Source organism: Clostridium sp. JS66, from assembly GCF_033561535.1.
GTDB classification, from domain to species: domain Bacteria; phylum Bacillota; class Clostridia; order Clostridiales; family Clostridiaceae; genus Clostridium_AM; species Clostridium_AM carboxidivorans.
In genome coordinates, this window is sequence record NZ_CP131467.1 from 6,230,772 (window position 1) to 6,251,385 (window position 20,614).

Annotated in this window: 18 protein-coding genes; 4 read left to right on the top strand and 14 right to left on the bottom strand. The window is 29.6% G+C overall.

Annotation, left to right across the window (positions count from 1 at the left end):
• Positions 1–50 precede the first annotated feature (50 nt).
• Entirely contained in the window at positions 51–1,607 is a 1,557-nt protein-coding gene (locus Q6H37_RS28985; RefSeq protein ID WP_318738532.1) for an ABC-F family ATP-binding cassette domain-containing protein, read from the bottom strand.
• A 159-nt stretch (positions 1,608–1,766) separates the two neighbouring features.
• Between Q6H37_RS28985 and Q6H37_RS28990 the strand changes: the two genes are divergently transcribed.
• Positions 1,767–2,942, top strand: coding sequence for a class I SAM-dependent rRNA methyltransferase (locus Q6H37_RS28990; RefSeq protein WP_318738533.1), 1,176 nt, complete (start codon positions 1,767–1,769; stop codon positions 2,940–2,942).
• Positions 2,943–3,006: 64 nt separating this feature from the next.
• Here Q6H37_RS28990 and Q6H37_RS28995 read toward each other — a convergent pair whose 3' ends face one another.
• From Q6H37_RS28995 to Q6H37_RS29005, 3 genes are all read right to left on the bottom strand, one after another.
• Entirely contained in the window at positions 3,007–3,750 is a 744-nt protein-coding gene (locus Q6H37_RS28995) for a 2-phosphosulfolactate phosphatase family protein (protein WP_007059866.1), read from the bottom strand.
• 95 nt (positions 3,751–3,845) lie between these two features.
• Positions 3,846–4,787 (bottom strand): TIGR01212 family radical SAM protein, encoded by a 942-nt coding sequence (locus tag Q6H37_RS29000; RefSeq protein WP_412523895.1) that lies wholly within the window; start codon positions 4,785–4,787, stop codon positions 3,846–3,848.
• 34 nt (positions 4,788–4,821) lie between these two features.
• A complete protein-coding gene (locus tag Q6H37_RS29005; RefSeq protein WP_318738538.1) occupies positions 4,822–5,937 on the bottom strand; it encodes a hypothetical protein in 1,116 nt (371 codons plus the stop codon).
• A gap of 188 nt (positions 5,938–6,125) precedes the next feature.
• On the opposite strand from Q6H37_RS29005, the gene Q6H37_RS29010 reads away from it, so the two are divergent.
• Together Q6H37_RS29010 and Q6H37_RS29015 are read left to right on the top strand one after the other, a co-directional pair.
• On the top strand, positions 6,126–7,181 hold the full coding sequence (locus Q6H37_RS29010; RefSeq protein WP_318738540.1) for a transporter: 1,056 nt from the start codon (positions 6,126–6,128) through the stop codon (positions 7,179–7,181).
• A 75-nt stretch (positions 7,182–7,256) separates the two neighbouring features.
• Positions 7,257–8,156, top strand: a complete 900-nt coding sequence (locus Q6H37_RS29015) for a radical SAM protein (protein WP_318738542.1) — start codon at positions 7,257–7,259, stop codon at positions 8,154–8,156.
• Positions 8,157–8,244: 88 nt separating this feature from the next.
• On the opposite strand, the gene Q6H37_RS29020 is transcribed toward Q6H37_RS29015, so the two are convergent.
• The 4 genes from Q6H37_RS29020 to murI all read right to left on the bottom strand — a co-directional run bounded on the left by Q6H37_RS29020 (position 8,245) and on the right by murI (position 12,388).
• Positions 8,245–10,044: a heme NO-binding domain-containing protein gene (locus Q6H37_RS29020; RefSeq protein ID WP_318738544.1), complete on the bottom strand. Its 1,800-nt coding sequence runs from the start codon at positions 10,042–10,044 to the stop codon at positions 8,245–8,247.
• Between the two features lie 176 nt (positions 10,045–10,220).
• The gene (locus tag Q6H37_RS29025) at positions 10,221–10,889 is read right to left on the bottom strand and encodes an XRE family transcriptional regulator (protein ID WP_007059859.1); all 669 of its coding nucleotides are present in this window, start codon (positions 10,887–10,889) and stop codon (positions 10,221–10,223) included.
• A gap of 74 nt (positions 10,890–10,963) precedes the next feature.
• The gene (locus Q6H37_RS29030) at positions 10,964–11,479 is read right to left on the bottom strand and encodes a peptidylprolyl isomerase (RefSeq protein ID WP_029161117.1); all 516 of its coding nucleotides are present in this window, start codon (positions 11,477–11,479) and stop codon (positions 10,964–10,966) included.
• A 129-nt stretch (positions 11,480–11,608) separates the two neighbouring features.
• Positions 11,609–12,388 (bottom strand): glutamate racemase, encoded by a 780-nt coding sequence (murI, locus tag Q6H37_RS29035; protein WP_318738547.1) that lies wholly within the window; start codon positions 12,386–12,388, stop codon positions 11,609–11,611.
• A 369-nt stretch (positions 12,389–12,757) separates the two neighbouring features.
• Here murI and Q6H37_RS29040 point away from each other — a divergent pair, with 369 nt between their 5' ends.
• Complete coding sequence (locus tag Q6H37_RS29040) at positions 12,758–14,656, top strand: glutamine synthetase (RefSeq protein ID WP_318738549.1); 1,899 nt, start codon at positions 12,758–12,760, stop codon at positions 14,654–14,656.
• A 36-nt stretch (positions 14,657–14,692) separates the two neighbouring features.
• Here Q6H37_RS29040 and Q6H37_RS29045 read toward each other — a convergent pair whose 3' ends face one another.
• The 6 genes from Q6H37_RS29045 to rbsK all read right to left on the bottom strand — a co-directional run bounded on the left by Q6H37_RS29045 (position 14,693) and on the right by rbsK (position 20,593).
• Complete coding sequence (locus Q6H37_RS29045; RefSeq protein WP_318738551.1) at positions 14,693–15,691, bottom strand: LacI family DNA-binding transcriptional regulator; 999 nt, start codon at positions 15,689–15,691, stop codon at positions 14,693–14,695.
• Positions 15,692–15,819: 128 nt separating this feature from the next.
• The gene (rbsB, locus tag Q6H37_RS29050) at positions 15,820–16,740 is read right to left on the bottom strand and encodes a ribose ABC transporter substrate-binding protein RbsB (RefSeq protein WP_318738553.1); all 921 of its coding nucleotides are present in this window, start codon (positions 16,738–16,740) and stop codon (positions 15,820–15,822) included.
• A gap of 37 nt (positions 16,741–16,777) precedes the next feature.
• Positions 16,778–17,707, bottom strand: a complete 930-nt coding sequence (locus Q6H37_RS29055; protein WP_318738554.1) for an ABC transporter permease subunit — start codon at positions 17,705–17,707, stop codon at positions 16,778–16,780.
• A gap of 32 nt (positions 17,708–17,739) precedes the next feature.
• Positions 17,740–19,239: a sugar ABC transporter ATP-binding protein gene (locus Q6H37_RS29060; RefSeq protein ID WP_318738555.1), complete on the bottom strand. Its 1,500-nt coding sequence runs from the start codon at positions 19,237–19,239 to the stop codon at positions 17,740–17,742.
• Between the two features lie 22 nt (positions 19,240–19,261).
• Positions 19,262–19,657, bottom strand: a complete 396-nt coding sequence (gene rbsD / locus Q6H37_RS29065; RefSeq protein WP_007059851.1) for a D-ribose pyranase — start codon at positions 19,655–19,657, stop codon at positions 19,262–19,264.
• Between the two features lie 3 nt (positions 19,658–19,660).
• The gene (rbsK, locus tag Q6H37_RS29070; RefSeq protein WP_318738556.1) at positions 19,661–20,593 is read right to left on the bottom strand and encodes a ribokinase; all 933 of its coding nucleotides are present in this window, start codon (positions 20,591–20,593) and stop codon (positions 19,661–19,663) included.
• Positions 20,594–20,614 lie beyond the last annotated feature (21 nt).

Sequence of the window (20,614 nt, forward strand, 5' to 3'; positions counted from 1 at the left end):
ACACTCCTCTCTGCATTTATAAAGTTATATAAATTGAACCTATTTACTAATTAATATATCTTAGTTGTCCACTCTTCACAATTCCAAATATCAGTAACCACATCACTATAAAATTCTGGTTCATGACATACCAATAAAATGCTTCCTTTATATTCTTTTAGAGCTTTTTTTAATTCTTCCTTTGCATCTACATCCAAATGGTTTGTAGGCTCGTCTAATATTAATATATTAGTTTCTCTGTTTATCATTTTACACAATCTTACCTTTGCTTGCTCTCCACCACTTAAAACCATTATCTTACTTTCTATATGTTTAGTTGTAAGACCACATTTAGCTAAAGCTGCTCTAACTTCATATTGACTAAATGAAGGAAAGTCTTGCCATAATTCTTCTATACAAGTATTATAATTGGCCTCCTTACTTTCTTGTTCAAAATATCCTATATACTGATAATCACCTAATTCAACTTTACCTGATATAGGGTTTATCTGTCCTAACAAACTTTTTAGCAAAGTACTTTTACCTAGCCCATTAGCTCCAACTAAAGCTATCTTATCTCCTCTCTCCATTCTTAAATTTAAAGGTTTTGAAAGAGGTTCGTCATAACCTATTACTAAATCTGTAGTTTCAAATATAACTTTTCCAGAAGCTCTAGCTGCTTTAAAGTTAAATTCAGGTTTTACTTTTTCTTTAGCAATTTCTATCCTATCTATTTTATCTAACTTTTTCTGCCTTGCTCTAGCCATTCCAGTCGTAGCTACTCTTGCTTTATTTCTAGCGACAAAATCTTCAAGTTTAGCTATTTCCTTCTGCTGTCTATCATAAGCTGCCTCTAACTGCTTTTTATTAGCTTCATGCACTCTCATGAAATTATCATAGTCACCTACGTACCTTGTAAGCTGTTTGTTTTCCATGTGGTATATTAAATTTATTACACTATTTAAAAAAGGAATATCATGAGATATAAGAATAAATGCATTCTCATAATTTTGTAAATATATTTTCAACCATTCTATATGTTGTTCATCCAAGTAATTTGTAGGCTCGTCTAAAAGTAATATGTCTGGATTTTCAAGTAATAATTTTGCAAGTAATACTTTTGTCCTTTGACCTCCACTTAAATCTGCTACATCTCTATCTAATCCCACATCTTTAAGTCCAAGTCCTCCTGCTACTTCCTCAACCTTAACATCTATAACATAAAACCCATTATTATCAAGCAGGTCTTGAATAGTACCCATTTGATCTAAAAGCTTTTCTAATTCTTCTGGTGATGCCTCTCCCATCTTATCTGTTATTTCTATCATTTCTTTTTCAAGATCGAAAAGATAATCAAATGCTTGCTTTAATACATCCCTTATAGTTTGTCCTTTTTGTAATTGTACATGTTGATCCATATATCCAACCCTAACTCTATTGGACCATTCTATACTTCCTTCATCAGGCATAAGCTTTCCTGTAATTATATTCATAAATGTTGACTTACCTTCTCCATTAGCCCCTATAAGTCCTACATGTTCTCCCTTTAATAATCTAAATGATACATCTTCAAATATGGCTCTATCTCCAAAACCATGACTTAAATTTTTAACAGTTAATATACTCATTTTTCATCTCCTCAAATCTTTCGAATTTAAACATATAGAAATAGTTTAATTTATTCTTGTGTATTATGTCAAAAGATTTTTAGTTACATTTTTGTATATTATTAATTTTTCAGTTGTGGTATACTACATAAGGAACAAAATCAGGGAGGTAAAAAGTTAATGGCTTGTAAGTTTTATTTATATAAAGGTATGGGTAGAAAAGCTGAAAATGGTCACCCATGGATATATACTACAGAAATAGAGGGTTATGAAGGAACCTATGAAAATGGTGATATTGTAGAAGTATACAATTTTAAGGGAAACTTTATAGGTAAAGGTTATATAAATGATGTATCAAAAATCACAATAAGAATTATGACTAAAGACATAAATGAGGAAATAGATAAAGACTTTTTTAGGAAAAGACTACACAATGCTTGGAATTATAGGGAAAAGATTATAGACACTTCAAGCTGCAGATTTCTATTTGGAGAAGCTGACTTTGTACCTGGTCTTATAATTGATAAATATGAAGATTATTATGTTATTCAATCTTTGGCTCTTGGAATCGATAAATATAAATCTATTATAGTTGAATTGTTAACGGAAGACTTTGGTGCAAAAGGTGTTTACGAAAGAAGTGACGTAAAAGTTCGTGAACTTGAAGGCATGGAACAAACAAAAGGCTTCCTAACAGAACCTTTTGATACTACATTCGAAATTATTGAAAATGGCGTTAAATATTATGTTGATATAGAAAATGGTCAGAAAACAGGCTTCTTTTTAGATCAAAAAGAAAATCGACATGCTATACATAAAATTTGTAAAGATGCTGATGTTTTAGATTGCTTTACTCATACTGGTTCTTTTGCTCTAAATGCAGGCGTTGCTGGTGCTAAAAGTGTTTTAGGAATTGATATATCACAGCTTGCTATAGACGATGCATCTAAAAATGCTGCACTTAATAAATTATCTGACACAGTTAGATTCGAATGTCACAATGCTTTTGATGTTCTTCATGAATGGGCAAAGGAAGGAAGACAATATGATGTAGTTATCCTTGATCCCCCTGCTTTCACAAAATCAAGATCAACTATAAAAAGTGCTGTTAGAGGATATAAAGAAATTAATTTAAGAGGTATCAAAATGGTAAAACCAGGTGGCTTCTTAGTTACTTGTTCATGTTCTCATTTTATGGCCCCTGAACTTTTTAAAGATACTATTGCAGATGCTGCAAAAGATGCAAGAAGAATGTTAAGACAAGTGGAATTCAGAACACAAGCCTCAGACCATCCAATACTTTGGAATTCTGATGAATCTTATTACTTAAAGTTTTATATATTCCAAGTTGTATAAAATAACTTCATACAATAAGCAAATTGCTTTGCAATTTGCTTATCATGTGAGACAATAGCTTCTCTTAAACCACAGTTTTTTCCTTATACATTTCATCGAAAACTTTTATAACGCCATTTCTATATTCAGGTACAACGTCAATTATATCTTTAGTGCAACAATATTTTAAGTCATCTTCTAAATTTAATTCCTTAATTCTTTTATAATGACTTGCATAATGTATAAAACTAGTTATATCCTTATTTTCAGTATAAATATAGTGAGAAGTTTTCGCTATATCTGTAAGTTCTATATCTGTTGACATTTTTAATAAGCAATCAATAATATATCCTGAACATATAAAATCATCTATGGAAAACTGACCATAAGTTCCTGCATTTACTATCTGCACATCAGCATCCAGCTCAAGAAGCTTATTTGCTACAGCTTTAGCATTTATTAACGCACCTATTAAGATATTTTTAGCACCTATGCTTCCTTTAATTGCTCTTGTCCCATTACTAGTAGTCATAACTAAAATTTTATCTTTAACTAAGTCTTCTTTATATTCTAAAGGCGAATTAGCACAATCAAAGCCCTCTATTTTAAGTGCTTTTCTTTCTCCTCCAAGTATATATTTATCCCTATCCTCATTACTTATTTTTAGAGCCTCTTCTATTGTGAGCACAGGTATCACACTGTTGCAACCATTATTTATTGCTGTTGTTATTACTGATGTAGCTCTTAGCATATCTATAACTACTACAGCCTTACCCTGCACTTTATCTTTTTTTATATCATCTGCAGAAATTATTAAATCAATTTTCATTTTAAATTCCCCCATCAAACTTTTGTTTTCTTTAATTAATAAAAAGCATTAAACCTTTCACAAAAGTTTAATACTCTTTATTACATTTAAATCATTTATAAAGCTTTATTATCCTCAATTTGATATTTGCACCCCTGATATATTCCTCTTTCCTGTAACGTTTTATCTATAGCATTTAAAACTTCCCATTTTTTCAAACTCCACATAGGTCCTATAAGGAGATTTCTTGGAGCATCACCTGTAAGCCTATGAATAACTATATCAGGTCGCGTAATTGATATAGCAGAACATATTATAGCTATATACTCTTCATATTCTAAAAATCTAAGTTCTCCTCTATTATAAAGGTCTTCAAGAGGTGTATTTTTCATAAGATGTAAAAGGTGATATTTAACACCTTGTATATCTTGTGCACAAACATATTTTACTGTATTTAGCATATCCTTGCTTGTTTCTCCTGGTAATCCAAATATAACATGGGTTACTACATCAATATTTCTTTTTCTCAAATTTCTAACAGCTTCTTCAAATACATTAAGTTTATATCCTCTGTTTATTTTTGACGCAGTATTTTCATTAGAAGTCTGAAGTCCCAATTCCACCCAAGTATAAATTTTTTTATTAAACTCTTCCAAAAGGTCTAAAACTTCTTCACTAAGACAGTCAGGTCTTGTAGCTATAGCCAATCCTACTACATCTTCTTCATTTATTGCTTCATTATACTTTTCTTTTAATACTTCTACAGGTGCATATGTATTAGTATAAGCCTGAAAATAAGCTATATATTTTCCGTTTTTCCACTTTTTACTCATGATTTGCTTTATATCTTGAAATTGATGTTTTATAGAAAAACGTCTATTTCCAGCAAAATCTCCAGAACCTCTTTCGCTGCAAAATACACATCCACCAGTACTTACTTTCCCATCTCTATTTGGACAGGAAAAGCCTGCATCTATTGATATTTTAAAAACCTTGCAATCAAATTTATTCCTTAAAAAATAATTTAAACTATAATATCTTTTATCTGCCCACTGCATATTTTTCTCCATAACTGTTTTTTATTTAATTATATCACATTTTCTTTGCTTTAAAATCTTTCAAACTTAATTGCCATTTACCTATTACATCTGAAGCTGATTTATCCCCTTCTACTTTAGGTACAACATCAAAATTTAAACTTTCCTTATCATAGGAAGAAAATACTACATCTACTTTATCTAATGGATATTTTTCTTCAAATTTAAAAGGTATAATATCTCCTCCATCTATTTTATAAACTCTTATACATCTACCTGAAGGTGATTTTGCATACTGTACTGTTATAAATTTTTCTTCTGGTGAAAAATTTATAACTTCTACTTTACAATTCTTTAATATATCTATTGCTGTAATTTCCTTTCCTATAGGTTTTTCTTTACCCATAGCACCACCTTGACTTTGTTTGTCCTTCCCACCTCCCTTTTGTTCTTCATCTTTGTTATCTCCACCTTGCACTGCCAAGCTTTCATCCATTTTTATTACACCCACAAAAACATCTTTATCATAACTGGATATGGCTAAACTTTCTCCACTATATCCTAAATTCATAATTCCAAATTTGGTTTTAGGCACCTTTATCTTATCTACATTTCTTTTATCATCTTTAGAAAATACATAATTAGGAAGGCCCTCCATATCTACAACTAAATTTGTATTGGCATTATTTTTATTTTTTACTCTTATTTGTTCACCCCCACCAAACACTTCCTTTTGAACCACATTATTTGTTTCTTTTATTTTATAATCATTATCTTCCTTGGCTATTCTTATAGAATATTCATCTAAAGAAGCATAACTACTAGTTAAATCTGACCTTGATACTTTTACTTTAAATAGACCAGCTTTACCTACTTCATTAGTTTCTGATACATTATAGCCTAGTATTTTCAAATTTTTATTTTCCTGTGATGAAGGACTTTTTGAAAGCTCCTTAGAATAAAGCTTTTTGCTATTTTCTAAATCATCCTTCATTAAATACTTCATATATGTATCTGCCACATTCCCTGCTGCTTTTATGTCAAAATTACTACTGCTTTCTGTTTTCTCATTTTTTTTACTCTTTGAGCATCCAATCAATGTATTTGAAACAACTGTAACCATAATTACTATTAAAATTTTACTAATAATTTTGAAATTTCTTCTTTTCATATTTTCTCCTCCTTATCTTTTATAAGATACTGATTTATCTTTAGTTTTTCCTCAAAACAAAAATTTAATTTATAAATCATTATTTTAAAAATTTACTTATATACTATTATATCTAGACTCTTTAGCTTGCTTAAACGATATTTACTTTTTTTACATTAATCAATTGTATAGGGGGATTTAAATAATTTATGAAAAACTTATTTTTAGTATTACAAATAAGTGCTGTTTTTATAGGTACTATTGTTGGCGCTGGTTTGGCTTCTGGACAAGAAATAAGCCAGTTTTTCACAGTTTATGGTTACAAAAGCTTTCTAGGTATACTTATATGCTGTATCATTTACATAATAATGGGTTATATAGTTATACAACTAAGTTTAAGGTATAAATTAACCTCTTATGATGGACTTATATCCTTGGTTAGTCCAGGATTCCTAGGACAAGTTACTAACCTGTTTACAACTATATTTCTTATAAGTACCTCTGCTGTAATCTTAGCCGGAAGTGGCTCTCTTTTAAACCAATACTTTCATGTATCAAAATGGGTGGGAATAATTATAATGATATTTATATCAGTAATTGTGCTTTTAAGAGGAACCAAAGGACTGATTGAAATAAATTCTTTTATAGTACCTTCTCTAATTATTGTTATAGTGACTATATTTATTTTATATGTATCATTTTACAAAGACATTAATGTATCTTATTTAAAAAATATTTCTGCTTACAAACATAATTGGCTATTATCTTCTCTTATATATGGAGGTTTCAACATTCTATGCTGTTGTGGAGTACTTGTACCTCTAAGTACTGAAATAAGAAACAAAAAAACTTTAATATTGGGTGTTGCTCTAGGCTCTATAGGTTTAACAGTACTATCATTTTTAATTAATGCCTTACTAATTTTAAACATACCCTATATTTTTAAATATGAAATACCATTATTATATATTGCTAATCGCTTTGGAAATATAATTCAAATCATGTTGCTAAGCATAATTTGGATGGAAATGTTCTCTACAGAAGTTTCTAATATCTATAGCGTAAGCAAAAATCTTGAAGAGTTATTCAATATTTCTTATAAAAAAGCTATAATTTTAATAATTATTATATCCATACCTATATCGCAAATTGGATTCGTAAAACTTATATCCATCTTATATCCTGCTTTTGCAGTAGTAAGTTTTATATTTACAATTCAATGTTTAGCCTTTTACCTGGGAAATAAAAATAAATCTGTACATTAGACATACACATAAAACAAAATATAAAGTATAATAATTTTTATAGTAATTACTTTAATTATATAGAGGTGTTATAAAATGTTAGAAGTTCTTGAAAGTTGTAAATTATGTCCCAGGAACTGTGGTGTAAATAGATTAAAAGGTGGATTAGGATATTGTAATTCAGGAAAAAATGTAAAAATTGCAAAAGTATCATTACATAATTGGGAAGAGCCCTGCATATCAGGGAAAAATGGTTCTGGCACTATATTTTTCTCCAACTGTAACTTAAAATGTGTCTTTTGTCAGAATCACGAAATAAGTTCTGAAAATGTAGGTAAAGAAGTATCTATAGAAAGGCTAAGTGAAATCTTTTTAGAACAGCAAAAAAGAGGAGCTCATAATATAAATTTAGTTACTCCAACACATTATGTTCCTCAAATAATAGAAGCTTTAAAAATATCAAAAGCATCAGGTCTTAATATTCCTATTTTATTTAATACCAGTGGATATGAAAATATAGAAACAATAAAATTGCTAAAGGGATATATTGATGTGTACCTTCCTGATATTAAATACTTTAACAACAAATATTCGAAAAAATATTCTAATGCTGAAAACTATTTTGCACATGCTTCAAATGCAGTAAAAGAAATGTTCTCCCAAGTTGGAAAAATAAAACTCAACAAGGAAGGCTTAATTGAAAAAGGAGTTATCATAAGACACTTAATGTTACCTGGGCTTTTATTTGATTCTAAAAAAATTATAGATTATATATATAGTACTTTTGGTGATTCTATTTATTTAAGCCTAATGAATCAATATGTTCCTATGTATAACGCTTGTAAATTTCCCGAAATTAATAAGCCTTTAAACTCTAAGCACTATGATAGTATGATAGACTATTGCCTAAGTTTAGGTATAAAAAATGCATTTATTCAAGAGGAAGGAACTGCTTCTAAAAGCTTTATTCCAGATTTTGATTTAAACGGGGTATAAACTTAATGGACAGCTTTATAAAATCTAAAAGCTGTCCATTTTATCAATTATATACTAAAACAATTACCTTTTAATATGTTTAGAACTTTTAAATTTTATATTTACTCAATTCTACTTTAAAATGCTCTGTAATTGTTCTAAATTGGTTAATATTATATATAAGTTTTTTAATTTCATTAGTATAATTTGCCACATTAGCACTTACTTCCTCAGAAGAAGCTGAATTTTCTTCAGCAATAGCGGCCAAAGATTCTATTGTATCATAGATAGTTGCTATGGAGTCAGTTTCCTTATTAAGTCGCTCTATAGTTTCTATCATAGATGATGACACTGTTTGCACTGAAGTAGTAGCTTCATAACTTATATCTCTTACATTTTGTAAGTTTTTAGTTTCTACTTGTAGTACATTGTACTGTGATCCTATTTTTTCTGCTAAAGCTTTTATTTCTTCTGAAAAACTAACCAGGTTGGAGTTTATTTCTTCAACAGCATTTTTAGACTGTTCTGCCAAATCACTAACTTCTTCTGCTACAACAGCAAAGCCTTTTCCCAATTCTCCAGCACGTGCAGCTTCAATAGAAGCATTTAACGCTAACAAATTAGTTTGTTCAGAAATATCAGATACTATTGAAACTATATTTGTAATATCTTTTGCCCTTCCCTCAAGTTCAAATCCTTTATCCTTGACCTGCTGAAACTTTTCAAGAGTACTCATTATATTCTTACTTGTTCCATCGATATTTTCATAACTATTATTAATTTTATTCAAAGCTTTTTCCAATTCTAATTTATTACCATTTTCACTACTTACTATATTTTTCAATCCTTGTATATTATCATTTAATATAGAAACAGCTTTTTCTGTATTAGTTGCTTGATCCACTGAAGAACTAGCTACCTGTTCTACCACTTCTGATATTTCATTAGATGCTTGATTCATAGAATCTGATATAACACTTATATTGTTCATAAAAGTATTCATCTCATCAGTAACACCTTTAAATCCTACAAAATCTGCACTTATATCTTTTTTATTCTCTTTTAAAAGTTTATAAATATCTTCAAATAGATCATTAGTTTCTATATCTCCTTCTTCTATATAATTATTACTTATGACATTTTTAATATCTTGTTCTATAATTAAAGCTGGCTTCATAAGAAGAGATACAGCTATATATGCTGCTATAGAAGATATAATTGAAACAATAATAGCCTTAAAGGCTTGATCAAGTCCTATCAATGGTATAGATGTTATTAAAGAAACTATTAATGTAAATAATGCTGTTTTTGATCCTAAACTTTTCATGAATCCTAAAGAAAGTATTTTATTAAACTTATATACCTTCTTGTAGTATATATCTTTCTCAAAGGTAAACTTGAATTTTACATAGTTATTACTCTTTTCAAGCTCATCTACTTTAACTTTTTCATTAAAAAACTTAGCACTACCTTCTATCATTCCTTTAAGATAGTCAAACATGCCTCTTTCTGATTTATATTCAAATATAGCTTCTCTTTGTGATATTGGTTTGATGGATACTAGAGGAGGTTTTGCACCTGGCAATTTTTTTGTCATAACCACATGTACATCAAACATAGATTTTAAAAATGAATATAAATTTTCATGCTGAAAAAATGCTGGAAAATCCTTATAGAAAGCATTTATATTATCTAATCCTATTTCCCGCCATAAATGCTTAATATCTATATTATTACTTTTAGCTATATCAGCAATAACTTCTTTAACCTTTGTATCCTCTACATTTTCTACTGGCAAAAAAATTTTTGACGCTCTCCACCCTACATGTTCCATGGCTTTATTTACACTATCATCACCATATAATTTTCTGCAAGTTTTCATCCACGTAGCTATTACTGTTCCTTTCATTTTTAATCCTCCTTATTATATTCACTAAAGTTCTATATTTCATTATTAATGAAGAGTCAATCTTTAAGTAAATCCAGTAATTTCACAAGATTATAAATATTATACAACATCAGTATTGTTTTTACAAAGGCTATTAATTAAAAATTGCACTGCATTTTTTAATGCAGTGCAATTTTCTAAAGCTTTATTTCAACTCTATTTAATTTAGCTATTATGTTAATTTCTTTTATTTCTGCAGTTTCAGTTCTAAAGCTGCCTTTATTACTGATAAGTAGAACTTTATTGTTATCTAACCTTTTTATTTGTCTTATTACTCTTTTGCTTCCATGTTCTATTAAACATATACTATTGTTTTCAATTTCATGTGTACTATATGCAAAAGCTAAGTCTCCTTTTGCTATTCTAAATCCTAACATATCATCATCTTCTATTTGCAAATAGAACACTTTATCTTGAGAATGTCCTTCTACTTTATTATTTATTAAAGGTAATTGTTTGAAGGATACAGCTTTTTGTAAGTCGTACCCATAAATAGGTATATTTTTCAACACTGATCCAAATGCTTCATTCCAAACATCTTTTACAGCTTCTTTCTTAGGTGCTGCAGAATACTTTTTATCTTTTTCTTCTTCAAATACCTGTTCCTCAAAAGACATAGTAATATCATTTATATCTTTTCCTAATACTTTGGAAATTCTATCTATCAAATTTTGATTTATAATTTTTCTACCATTCTCAACTTCATTAACAAAGCTCTCATTTACCCCTAACTTTTTGCCTAGTTGTTTTTGGGTCATTCCAATACTATTTCTTATATTCTTTATTTTTTCGCCTACTCTACTCATACTATAACCCCGCTTTTATGCATTATGTTTTTCATGATTTTACATACTTATTATATTAAACGTTATAATACTGCTTAAAGTTTTTCTGGTTCTGGATATTCTTCTCCATAAGTTTCTACAGTCATTTCCTCAATGACTTGATCTTCATAAGGTTTATCCCTAAAATCTCTTTTAGTATTTACTATTTCTTGAGCTATATCCATACCCTCTGTAACCTTTCCAAATGCAGCATATTGACCATCTAAATGAGGTGCATTTTCTGTCATTAGGAAAAATTGGCTTCCTGCTGAATCAGGCTGCATAGTTCTAGCCATAGATAATACTCCAGTGGTATGTTTTAAATCATTTTTAAAGCCATTACTTGTAAATTCACCTTTTATAGAATATCCTGGACCTCCTGTTCCATTTCCTAAAGGACATCCTCCTTGTATCATAAATCCTGGAATAACTCTATGAAATACTATTCCATTGTAAAAGCCTTTCTTTATAAGACTTATAAAATTATTCACAGTATTAGGTGCAATTTCGGGATATAATTCAGCTTTAATTACTCCCCCATCTTTGATTTTAATCGTAACTAATGGATTCATATTTAGTAATCTCCCTTCGTCTTTCATATATATCATCTATTTGAATTATATCATAATACATAAATATTATTCACATAAAAAACTTTATTTAAAAACTATTAATACTAACTATCATTAATGTTACATTATCTACTCACATTCCAATAGCTTATAACTTAACTTTATAATTTCATCACTATCTAATGAATTATATACAGTTACCTTTCCACCTTCTCTTTTTTTACTTGCCAAATTACTTTTTATAAGTTCTCTTTTCAATTGTTTTACAGTTCCTAAGCTTCCATCTATAATTGGAACTTCATTATTAAGTAACTTAGATAAAGTCTTTTTTATAAAAGGATAGTGGGTACATCCAAGAACTATAGCTGCTATTCCTTCTTCTTTTAATGATTCTATTTTATCTCTTAGATATTTCTCCACCTCTTCTCCTTCCACCATGCCTTGTTCTATTAATTCTACAAGACCAGGACATGGCATAGGATACATTTGTGCCTGATTTTTATATCTGTTCATTAAATTATTAAATTTCCTCTCAGCCAAAGTCATAGGTGTGGCCATTACAACTATTTGTCCTTTTCTTTTCAATTCAACAGCAGGCTTTAATGCTGGCTCTATACCTATTACAGGCATTACACTACTATATTTCTTTCTTAAATCTATTATAGCGGCGCTGGTTGCTGTATTACAAGCAATTACTACTGCCTTAATATTCTTACTTATTAAAAATTCTACAGCTTCAAAGGTTAATCTACTAGCTTCCTCTACAGTTTTTATACCATATGGTGCATTATTAGAATCTCCAAAATAAACAAAATCTTCTCCTGGTAAAAGTTTTACCGCTTCTTTTAATACACTAATTCCTCCAACTCCAGAATCAAAAAAACCTATTGGTCTACATTCCACTTTCACTCTACCACCTTCATTATAGTTAGTTAATATATATGCTTAATATTATATAATATAGAATTGAACTATACAAATTATGAAAGTTCATTGCATAAATATACATTGCATTTAATATTTTCGCAATAATTAGATATAAAATTGAATTTTTGTAAAAAATAATGCAATATTTTTTACAGAATAAAAATTTTCAATTGCTAAGTGAAGTTTTTTTTTAATAAACTTTCATTTTTCCTATTGACATATGGGCATATTAATTATAAAATCTTGAATATAAAAAAATTCACAAAAACACGTTATTAATATCATTTTCTTAAATTACAAAGTAAAAGAGTAAAAAAAAACTCTTTTTTTATTTTTATAGGAGGAAATTGTATGATAAAAGATTTAATCTACACCATTTCAAAAGAAAATCATTCAGAAAAAGAATTAAAGGCAATCTTAACTTCTCATCCTGAAATAAAATTTGTGTCCCTTATAGGCATAGACTTATCAGGAAATGATACTGACGAAAAAATCCCTATGAAAGTCTTCTTAGACGATATAGACACATTCTTGAAGGGAGCAATTCAAACTGATGGTTCATCTGTTGTTCTCCCTGGAATAGCAAGCTTAAACAATGCTAAAGTTGATATGCTAGCTGATGTCGATGTAAACTGGTACGTAGAATACAACTATGAGCATATAGACGGTGAAACTGGAAAACCTATCGGAACTTTAAGAATTCCTTGCTTCTTATATCATGAAAATGTTGCTGTAGACTCCAGACACATTTTGAAACATGCTATAGAACACTTCAAATCAACTCTTTTGGACTTATTTAAAGCACATCCAAGTTCACTAGCAGCTTTTGACATAAAATATGATGACATAGAAGATGTAGTTGCTACTTGTGCTACAGAATTAGAATTTTGGGTTAAAACTCCTAACGATAAAGCTGAAGTTGAAGAACTTTCTACTTCTCAAGTATTGCAAGAGCAATATTGGACTAGAACAAAAGGTGTTGTAAGAACATGTCTTGAAGAATCTTTACTTATTATGGATGCATATGGTTTAGAACCTGAAATGGGCCATAAAGAAGTTGGTGGAGTAAAAGCAAAAATAGATGAATCAGGAAAACTTACTCACATAATGGAACAACTTGAAATAGATTGGAAATACTCTACTGCAGTACAGGCTGCTGATAATGAACTTTTAGTTAAGAGCTTAGTTAAAGAAACTTTTAGAAAAAATGGATTAGATGTTACATTCCTTGCTAAACCTATAGACGGTGTTGCAGGTAGTGGTGAACATACTCATATTGGAATAGCTTTAAAACTTAAAAATGGAAAGAGAATTAACTTATTCTCATCACCAAAGAAACATTTCTTAAGCATTTTTGGATATGCTTCTATAATGGGAATACTTAAAAATTATGAAGTAGTAAATCCATTTGTATCTTCTACTAATGATTCTTTAAGAAGATTAAAACCTGGATTTGAAGCTCCAATTTGTATTGTAACTTCTATAGGTAATTCTGTAGAAATTCCTTCTAGAAACAGAACAGTACTTATAGGTGTTATAAGAGACTTACAAAACTCATTATCAACAAGATTTGAGCTTAGAGCTCCAAACCCACATACAAATACTTACTTAGCTGTAACTGCACTATACATGTCTATGTTAGATGGTATTAAGTATGCAGTAACTGATGAAAAAACTGAAGATGAACTTTTAGCTGAACTTTCAAAGAAACCAGAAGATAATGCCGATTATCTAGAATTGGGAAGAGCTTATAGAAGTGAAGAAGATGTATTTGAAGACTTCTCTGATGAAGAAAGAGAAAAATTCTTTGGTAAAGCTCCTGCTACTGTTTACGAAAATCTTTCTGCATTTGATAAATATCCAGATAAAAAAGCAGTTCTTATGCAAGGTGATGTTTTAAATGAAAAACTTATAAACAGCTTTGTACTTGGTACTACTAAAAGATGGATTGTTGAAATAAACAACAGGATTATAGCAAATTACTCAGATGAAATAAGAGCTTGTAAGCCTCTTCATTCTATAGACAAAGCTTTAGACCTTGATGTAGCTAATTGGATGAAGATAAATGAATTAAGACATTATTTAATGAAAGATTCATACTCAAAGCAAAGCTTATTTACAAGAATAAAAGTTGCTACTGATATAAAGAAATATGATGAAGTTTCAAATCTTCAAATAGAACTTGATGAAAAGATAAAAGAATTAAGAGAATTATATTCTAATTATAAGAAAAATCTATTAGATATCTAAAAAATAAAACCCTACATAAATTTATGTAGGGTTTTATTAAGTTGTACCTCTTATTATTAAATGTGTTTCAAAATAAATTTGTTTATTTGGTATAACTTTACTATTTATTATATCTATTAGCAAATTGCAAGACTCTCTTCCCATTTCATAAATAGGCTGAGCTATAGTAGTTAATTCTGGCTCAATTACCTGCGATATATGTATATTATCAAAACCAATGATACTTATATCCTCAGGTATACTAATACCTCTTCTTTTCAATACCTTTATCCCACCTAAAGCCATTATGTCATTACTATAAAATACAGCATCTATTTTCTCATTACTTTCCAACATCAATTTTGTAGATTTCATTCCACCTTCTATGTTAAAAGCTCCTTTAAAAATAATATTTTCATTATATATACCATATTTATTCATAGCATTTTTATAGCCTTCTAATCTCTGATTTGAAATTTCTAATGTATCAGGTCCTTTTACAAACGCTATATTTCTTTTTCCCTTATTATATAAATAATCTATTCCTTGAATAACTCCATTCTTATTTAAGCAATATACTCCATAAGCTTCTTTATAACTATCTATATATCTATCTACAAGCACAAAAGGTACATTGTTGTTTTTTAACATTTCTATACTAACACTGCTTTCTCCTCCAGCTATAAAAATAACTCCATCAACTAATTTGCTTATGAGAACCTTTATATACTTTTGTTCTTTATTAATTTCATTGTCTGTATTGCAAAAAATAACATTATATCCTAAATAACTTGCCCTATCTTCAATAGCTCTTGCAATAGATGCAAAGAATGGATTTGTTATATCCGGTAAAACTATTCCTATAGTATCTGTTTTTTTAGTACTTAAACTTCTCGCTAAATGGTTGGGAATATAGTTCATCTCTTTAGATAAGGTTAATATTCTACTTTTAGTTTCTTCACTTATATTTCCATCTCTCTTATTCAAAACCATAGAAACAGTTGCCTTAGATACTCCTGCCTTTTTAGCAATGTCCAACATTGTTACCTTTTTCATAATTACCCCTTGTAAAACTAATTTGTATTTAATTATAACTGTATTTTATTTAGTAATCAATTTGAATACAATTAATACTTGTTTAATAAAATCCAGGATTTGCATCCTGGATTTTCAATTTTAAATTATTATTTTTTTATAAGTTTTAAATCTACAGGTATTTGTTTTGGAACGCTTTCACCCTTTATAACCTTTACAGCATTCTCAATAGCTAAACTTCCCATTAAATCTGGTTGTTGAGCAACTGTAGCTGTCATTTCGCCATTTGCAACTGCCTTTTTAGCATCATCAGTACCATCAAAACCTACTATTATAATCTTTTTACCTTGTAATGCTTTAACTGCACCTAATGCCATTTCATCATTATGAGCAAAAACAGCATCAAACTGTGGTGTAGACTGCATTATGTTTTGCATTACATTTAATCCTTTTTGTCTGTCAAAATCTGCTGATTGACTTGCAACTACCTTAACGTTAGCTTTACCATCAACGCCTTCATGGAATCCCTTACCTCTATCTCTTGTAGCTGATGCTCCTGGTTGTCCTTGAAGTTCAACTATATTTGCTTTTCCTCCCAATTGTTGTAGTATAAACTCTGCTGCCATTTTTCCACCCTTAACATTGTCTGAAGCTATATGAGTAACAACTGTTCCACTATTTGCTTGCCTATCTACAGTTATAACTGGTATTTTCTTATCATTTGCTACTTTAATTGAATTTCCAACAGCATCACTGTCTGTAGCATTTATAATTAATGCTGAAACACCTTGTTGTACAAGATCATCTACATTTGATCTTTCTTTTGTTGCATCATTTTGTGAATCAACAACTACTAAATCATAACCTAATTCTTTTGCCTTTTTAGTTGCTCCATCTTTCATTGTAACAAAGAATGGGTTGTTTAAAGTTGATATTACCATTCCTATTTTCTTTTTACCACCTTGGTTAGATGATTGTTGTTGATTGCTGTTACCACATCCTGTAAGCCCTGCAATTGCAAGTACACCTGTTAACATAAGTGACATCATTTTTAAACGTGTTCTTTTCATAATAATATTCCTCCCTTATTTTATATAAATAAATTTTTTATTTATTTTTCTTATCAAGCATAACTGCTAACAATATAACAAGTCCTTTTACTATTGATTGATAAAAAGGAGATACATTCATTAAGTTCAAACCATTATTCAATACTCCTATTATCATTGCACCTATTATTGTTCCAGTAAGAGAACCTTCTCCACCTGAAAGACTAGTTCCTCCAAGTACAACTGCTGCGATAGCATCTAATTCAAAACCACTTCCTGCATTAGGTGATGCAGAACCAATTCTGCTGGTTACTACAATAGCACTTAATGCTGCTGCTGCTCCAGATAAAACATAAACTAAAGCTTTAATTTTATCTGTATTTATACCTGATAATCTTGATGAATCTTCGTTTCCTCCAACAGCATATACATATCTACCATATCTAGTTTGAGTCAATACATACCAAGCTATTAAAGCTACAATGGCTATTATAATAACTGGTAAAGGTATTCCAAGTATGGTTCCATTTCCAATGAAAGTAAAGTTAGTTCCAAGTCCAGATATTGGAGTTCCATTAGTATAGACATAAGTTACTCCTCTAAACACCGTCATAGTAGCTAATGTTACTATAAAAGCTTGAATTTTTCCCTTTGCAACTATTATTCCATTAACTAATCCAATTAATCCTCCAATTATTACAGTTAAAACTAAAATCAAAACTATATTAACATTCTTTTGCGCTAAAGATGCGGCAATTGCACCTGCTATTGCAAGAGTAGATCCAACTGATAAATCTATTCCACCTGTTAGTATTACAAAACACATACCTACCGCAATAATTGCATTAACTGAAACCTGAGTAAATACATTTAATATGTTTGGAACAGTTAAAAATCTAGGTGTTACAAGCGATATAACTATACATAATATTAATAATCCTATTAAAGACTTGTATTTAAACAGCAAACTTTTAATATCTTTTTCCATTTTTCCCTCTCCTCCTGTATCTAATTGATACTTTAAACTCCAATAGCATACTTCATTATGCTTTCCTGAGTTGCTTCCTCTCTCTTTAATTCTCCTGTTACTTTTCCTTCATGCATTACCATTACTCTATCACTAACTCCCAATATTTCTGCCATATCAGAAGAAATCATTATAACAGCTTTTCCCATACTTTTTAGCTTGTTTAATACTTCATAAATTTCCTTTTTTGCACCTACATCTATACCCTTTGTAGGTTCATCAACTATTAATACTTTAGGTGAACGCATTAGCCATTTAGCTAAAATTACCTTTTGTTGATTTCCTCCACTAAGGTTTTTAACTAATTGTTGCTGATTAGGTGTCTTTATGGACAACCTTTTAATATACTCTTCTACTTCCTTTTTTTCTGACTTTTTATCTATTCTTTTCATTTTGTTTTCATAACTAGTCAGATTAGGAAGTGTCATATTCTCAGCTACAGACATATTTAAAATAAGACCTTCTTGTTTTCTATCCTCTGATAAATAACATATACCATATTTAATGGCATCTTTAGGTGAAGTAATGTTTACTTTTTCGCCATCTACATATATTTCTCCAGAATCCTTCTTATAATCTCCAAATATAGTTTTGGCAAGCTCAGTTCTTCCTGCTCCCATAAGACCTGAAACACCTAATATTTCTCCTGATCTAATCTCAAAACTTACATTCTTTACTTTATCCTTCATGGATAGGTTTTCAACTTTAAGTAAAACATTTTCTTTTTCTACTTCTTTATAAGGAAACTGTTCTTCAAGTTTCCTTCCTACCATCATGGTAATTAAATCATCTTTAGTTACATCTTTAGTTTCAACAGAACCTATATACTTACCATCTCTTAAAACAGTTATGGAATCACAAATTTGGAATATTTCATCCATTCTATGAGATATATATATAATTGCTATTCCCTTTTCTTTTAGTTTTCTAATTACTTCAAATAACTTTTGAGTTTCCACATCCGTTAGTGCTGTAGTAGGTTCATCCATAATAATAACACTAGAATTCTTAGTTAATGCCTTTGCAATTTCAATCATTTGCATATCTCCAAGATTTATATCCTTGACTAATGTATTGGGATTTATGTTGCATCCGATTTGATCTAAGAAATATTTACTTCTTTCTTTCATCCAAACTTTATTTATTTTTCTGGTACCTTTGCTAAATTTTTCATTACCTAAAAATATATTTTGAGCTACTGTTAAATTAGGAAGAACACTAAGTTCTTGATGTATGATTGTTATTCCTAAACTTTCAGCATGTTTTATTCCATGGATTTCTATTTCATCACCATCTACAATAATTTTTCCTTCATCTTTTTTATATACACCACTTACTATCTTCATTAATGTGGACTTTCCAGCTCCATTTTCTCCAAGTAAGGCCAGTACTTTTCCACCGTAAGCTTTTATATGCACATCTTGTAACGCCTTTACTCCTGGAAATGATTTAGATATACCCACCATTTCCAAAATAGGCTTTTTACTTTCCATACTTTATCCTCCTAATACTTTATTAGAATATAACTCCTGATTTTAAAATTATATTTGCATAAGGAGTCTGTTCTCCTGTTCTTATAACTGCCTTGCACTCCTTTAGCTTAACTTTAAGCTCTTCATGAGTAATAAATGTTATTTTTACATCTCCAATTTCATTTTTTATTTCTTCATATAATTTAGGACTAACATCTACTGTTTCCTTAGCTATTTCAACCTCTTCAATTTGTAGTTCTTGCAATACTACTTTTAGTGTTTGTATAAAAGTAGGTACATCCTTTATAAGTGCTATATCTATTCTTTCTGTTTCCTTTGGAATAGGTAGTCCACAATCTCCAATAGCTAGAGTCTCTGTATGACCCATTTGTGATATAATACTTGAAATATTAGAATTTAACATACCAATCTTTTTCATTGTTTATTCCTCCCCATATGTTTCCTTTACCTCTTCTAAATAAGGAAGTGAAGGCTGTGCACCTGATTTTTGTACTACTATAGATGAAACTTTATTTGCAAATTTTATAGAATTCTCAATAGAGTTAAAATTAATTACATCGCTGTTTACTAACTTACTTGTAAGTGCTCCTATAAAGCTATCTCCTGCAGCTGTAGTATCTATCGCCTTTACCTTATAAGCAGGTACAATGCTCAATCTATCCTTATCTAGTATAGCCGCACCTTTTTCTCCTAAAGTTATTATTACAAACTTTACACCTTTTTCTAAGAATTTATTTGAAGCTTTTCTTATACTTTCTTCATCCTTAACTTCTATATTAGTAAGTTCAAATGCCTCAGTTTCATTTGGTGCTATAATATCTGTACTCTTTAGTAGTTCTTCTGGTATATCCTTTGCTGGTGCAGGGTTTAGAACTGTAAGTACTCCATTTTCTTTTGCTATTCTGAAAGCTTGTATAGTAGCTTCTATTGGTGTTTCAAATTGAGCTACTAATATTTTTGAATTTTTTATAACCTTTTCTAATTCTTCAACATATTTTGTATCTATCTCCATATTAGCTCCTGGAACTACTATGATAGAGTTATTTCCAAGATCATCTACAGTTATAATAGCCATTCCTGTAGGATTAGTGTCACTGTAACTTATATTACTTACATCTATATCATCTTTTTTTAAAGCTTCCACTAATGAGAAACCGTTTTCATCATTACCCACACTAGCTAGCATACATACATTAGCACCTAACCTTTTTGCTGCTACAGCTTGATTAGCTCCTTTGCCACCTGGTATTTTTTGAAAACCCTTTGATAAAATAGTTTCTCCTGATTTTACCATTCTATCTACTCTTAAAACTAAATCCATATTTATGCTTCCTAAAATACAAATATTTTGCATCTAAATATCACCTCTTTTTTA

Excerpts from the sequence above, each read along its gene's own strand:
- Q6H37_RS28990 (WP_318738533.1), top strand. The coding sequence starts at position 1,767 with ATGGCTTGTAAGTTTTATTTATATAAAGGTATGGGTAGAAAAGCTGAA.
- rbsD (WP_007059851.1), bottom strand. The coding sequence starts at position 19,657 with ATGAAAAAGATTGGTATGTTAAATTCTAATATTTCAAGTATTATATCA.
- Q6H37_RS29020 (WP_318738544.1), bottom strand. The coding sequence starts at position 10,044 with ATGAAAGGAACAGTAATAGCTACGTGGATGAAAACTTGCAGAAAATTA.
- Q6H37_RS28985 (WP_318738532.1), bottom strand. The coding sequence starts at position 1,607 with ATGAGTATATTAACTGTTAAAAATTTAAGTCATGGTTTTGGAGATAGA.
- Q6H37_RS29015 (WP_318738542.1), top strand. The coding sequence starts at position 7,257 with ATGTTAGAAGTTCTTGAAAGTTGTAAATTATGTCCCAGGAACTGTGGT.
- Q6H37_RS29000 (WP_412523895.1), bottom strand. The coding sequence starts at position 4,787 with ATGCAGTGGGCAGATAAAAGATATTATAGTTTAAATTATTTTTTAAGG.
- Q6H37_RS29060 (WP_318738555.1), bottom strand. The coding sequence starts at position 19,239 with ATGGAAAGTAAAAAGCCTATTTTGGAAATGGTGGGTATATCTAAATCA.
- Q6H37_RS29010 (WP_318738540.1), top strand. The coding sequence starts at position 6,126 with ATGAAAAACTTATTTTTAGTATTACAAATAAGTGCTGTTTTTATAGGT.
- Q6H37_RS29030 (WP_029161117.1), bottom strand. The coding sequence starts at position 11,479 with ATGAATCCATTAGTTACGATTAAAATCAAAGATGGGGGAGTAATTAAA.
- rbsK (WP_318738556.1), bottom strand. The coding sequence starts at position 20,593 with ATGCAAAATATTTGTATTTTAGGAAGCATAAATATGGATTTAGTTTTA.
- Q6H37_RS29045 (WP_318738551.1), bottom strand. The coding sequence starts at position 15,691 with ATGAAAAAGGTAACAATGTTGGACATTGCTAAAAAGGCAGGAGTATCT.
- rbsB (WP_318738553.1), bottom strand. The coding sequence starts at position 16,740 with ATGAAAAGAACACGTTTAAAAATGATGTCACTTATGTTAACAGGTGTA.
- Q6H37_RS29055 (WP_318738554.1), bottom strand. The coding sequence starts at position 17,707 with ATGGAAAAAGATATTAAAAGTTTGCTGTTTAAATACAAGTCTTTAATA.
- Q6H37_RS29025 (WP_007059859.1), bottom strand. The coding sequence starts at position 10,889 with ATGAGTAGAGTAGGCGAAAAAATAAAGAATATAAGAAATAGTATTGGA.
- Q6H37_RS29005 (WP_318738538.1), bottom strand. The coding sequence starts at position 5,937 with ATGAAAAGAAGAAATTTCAAAATTATTAGTAAAATTTTAATAGTAATT.
- Q6H37_RS29040 (WP_318738549.1), top strand. The coding sequence starts at position 12,758 with ATGATAAAAGATTTAATCTACACCATTTCAAAAGAAAATCATTCAGAA.
- Q6H37_RS28995 (WP_007059866.1), bottom strand. The coding sequence starts at position 3,750 with ATGAAAATTGATTTAATAATTTCTGCAGATGATATAAAAAAAGATAAA.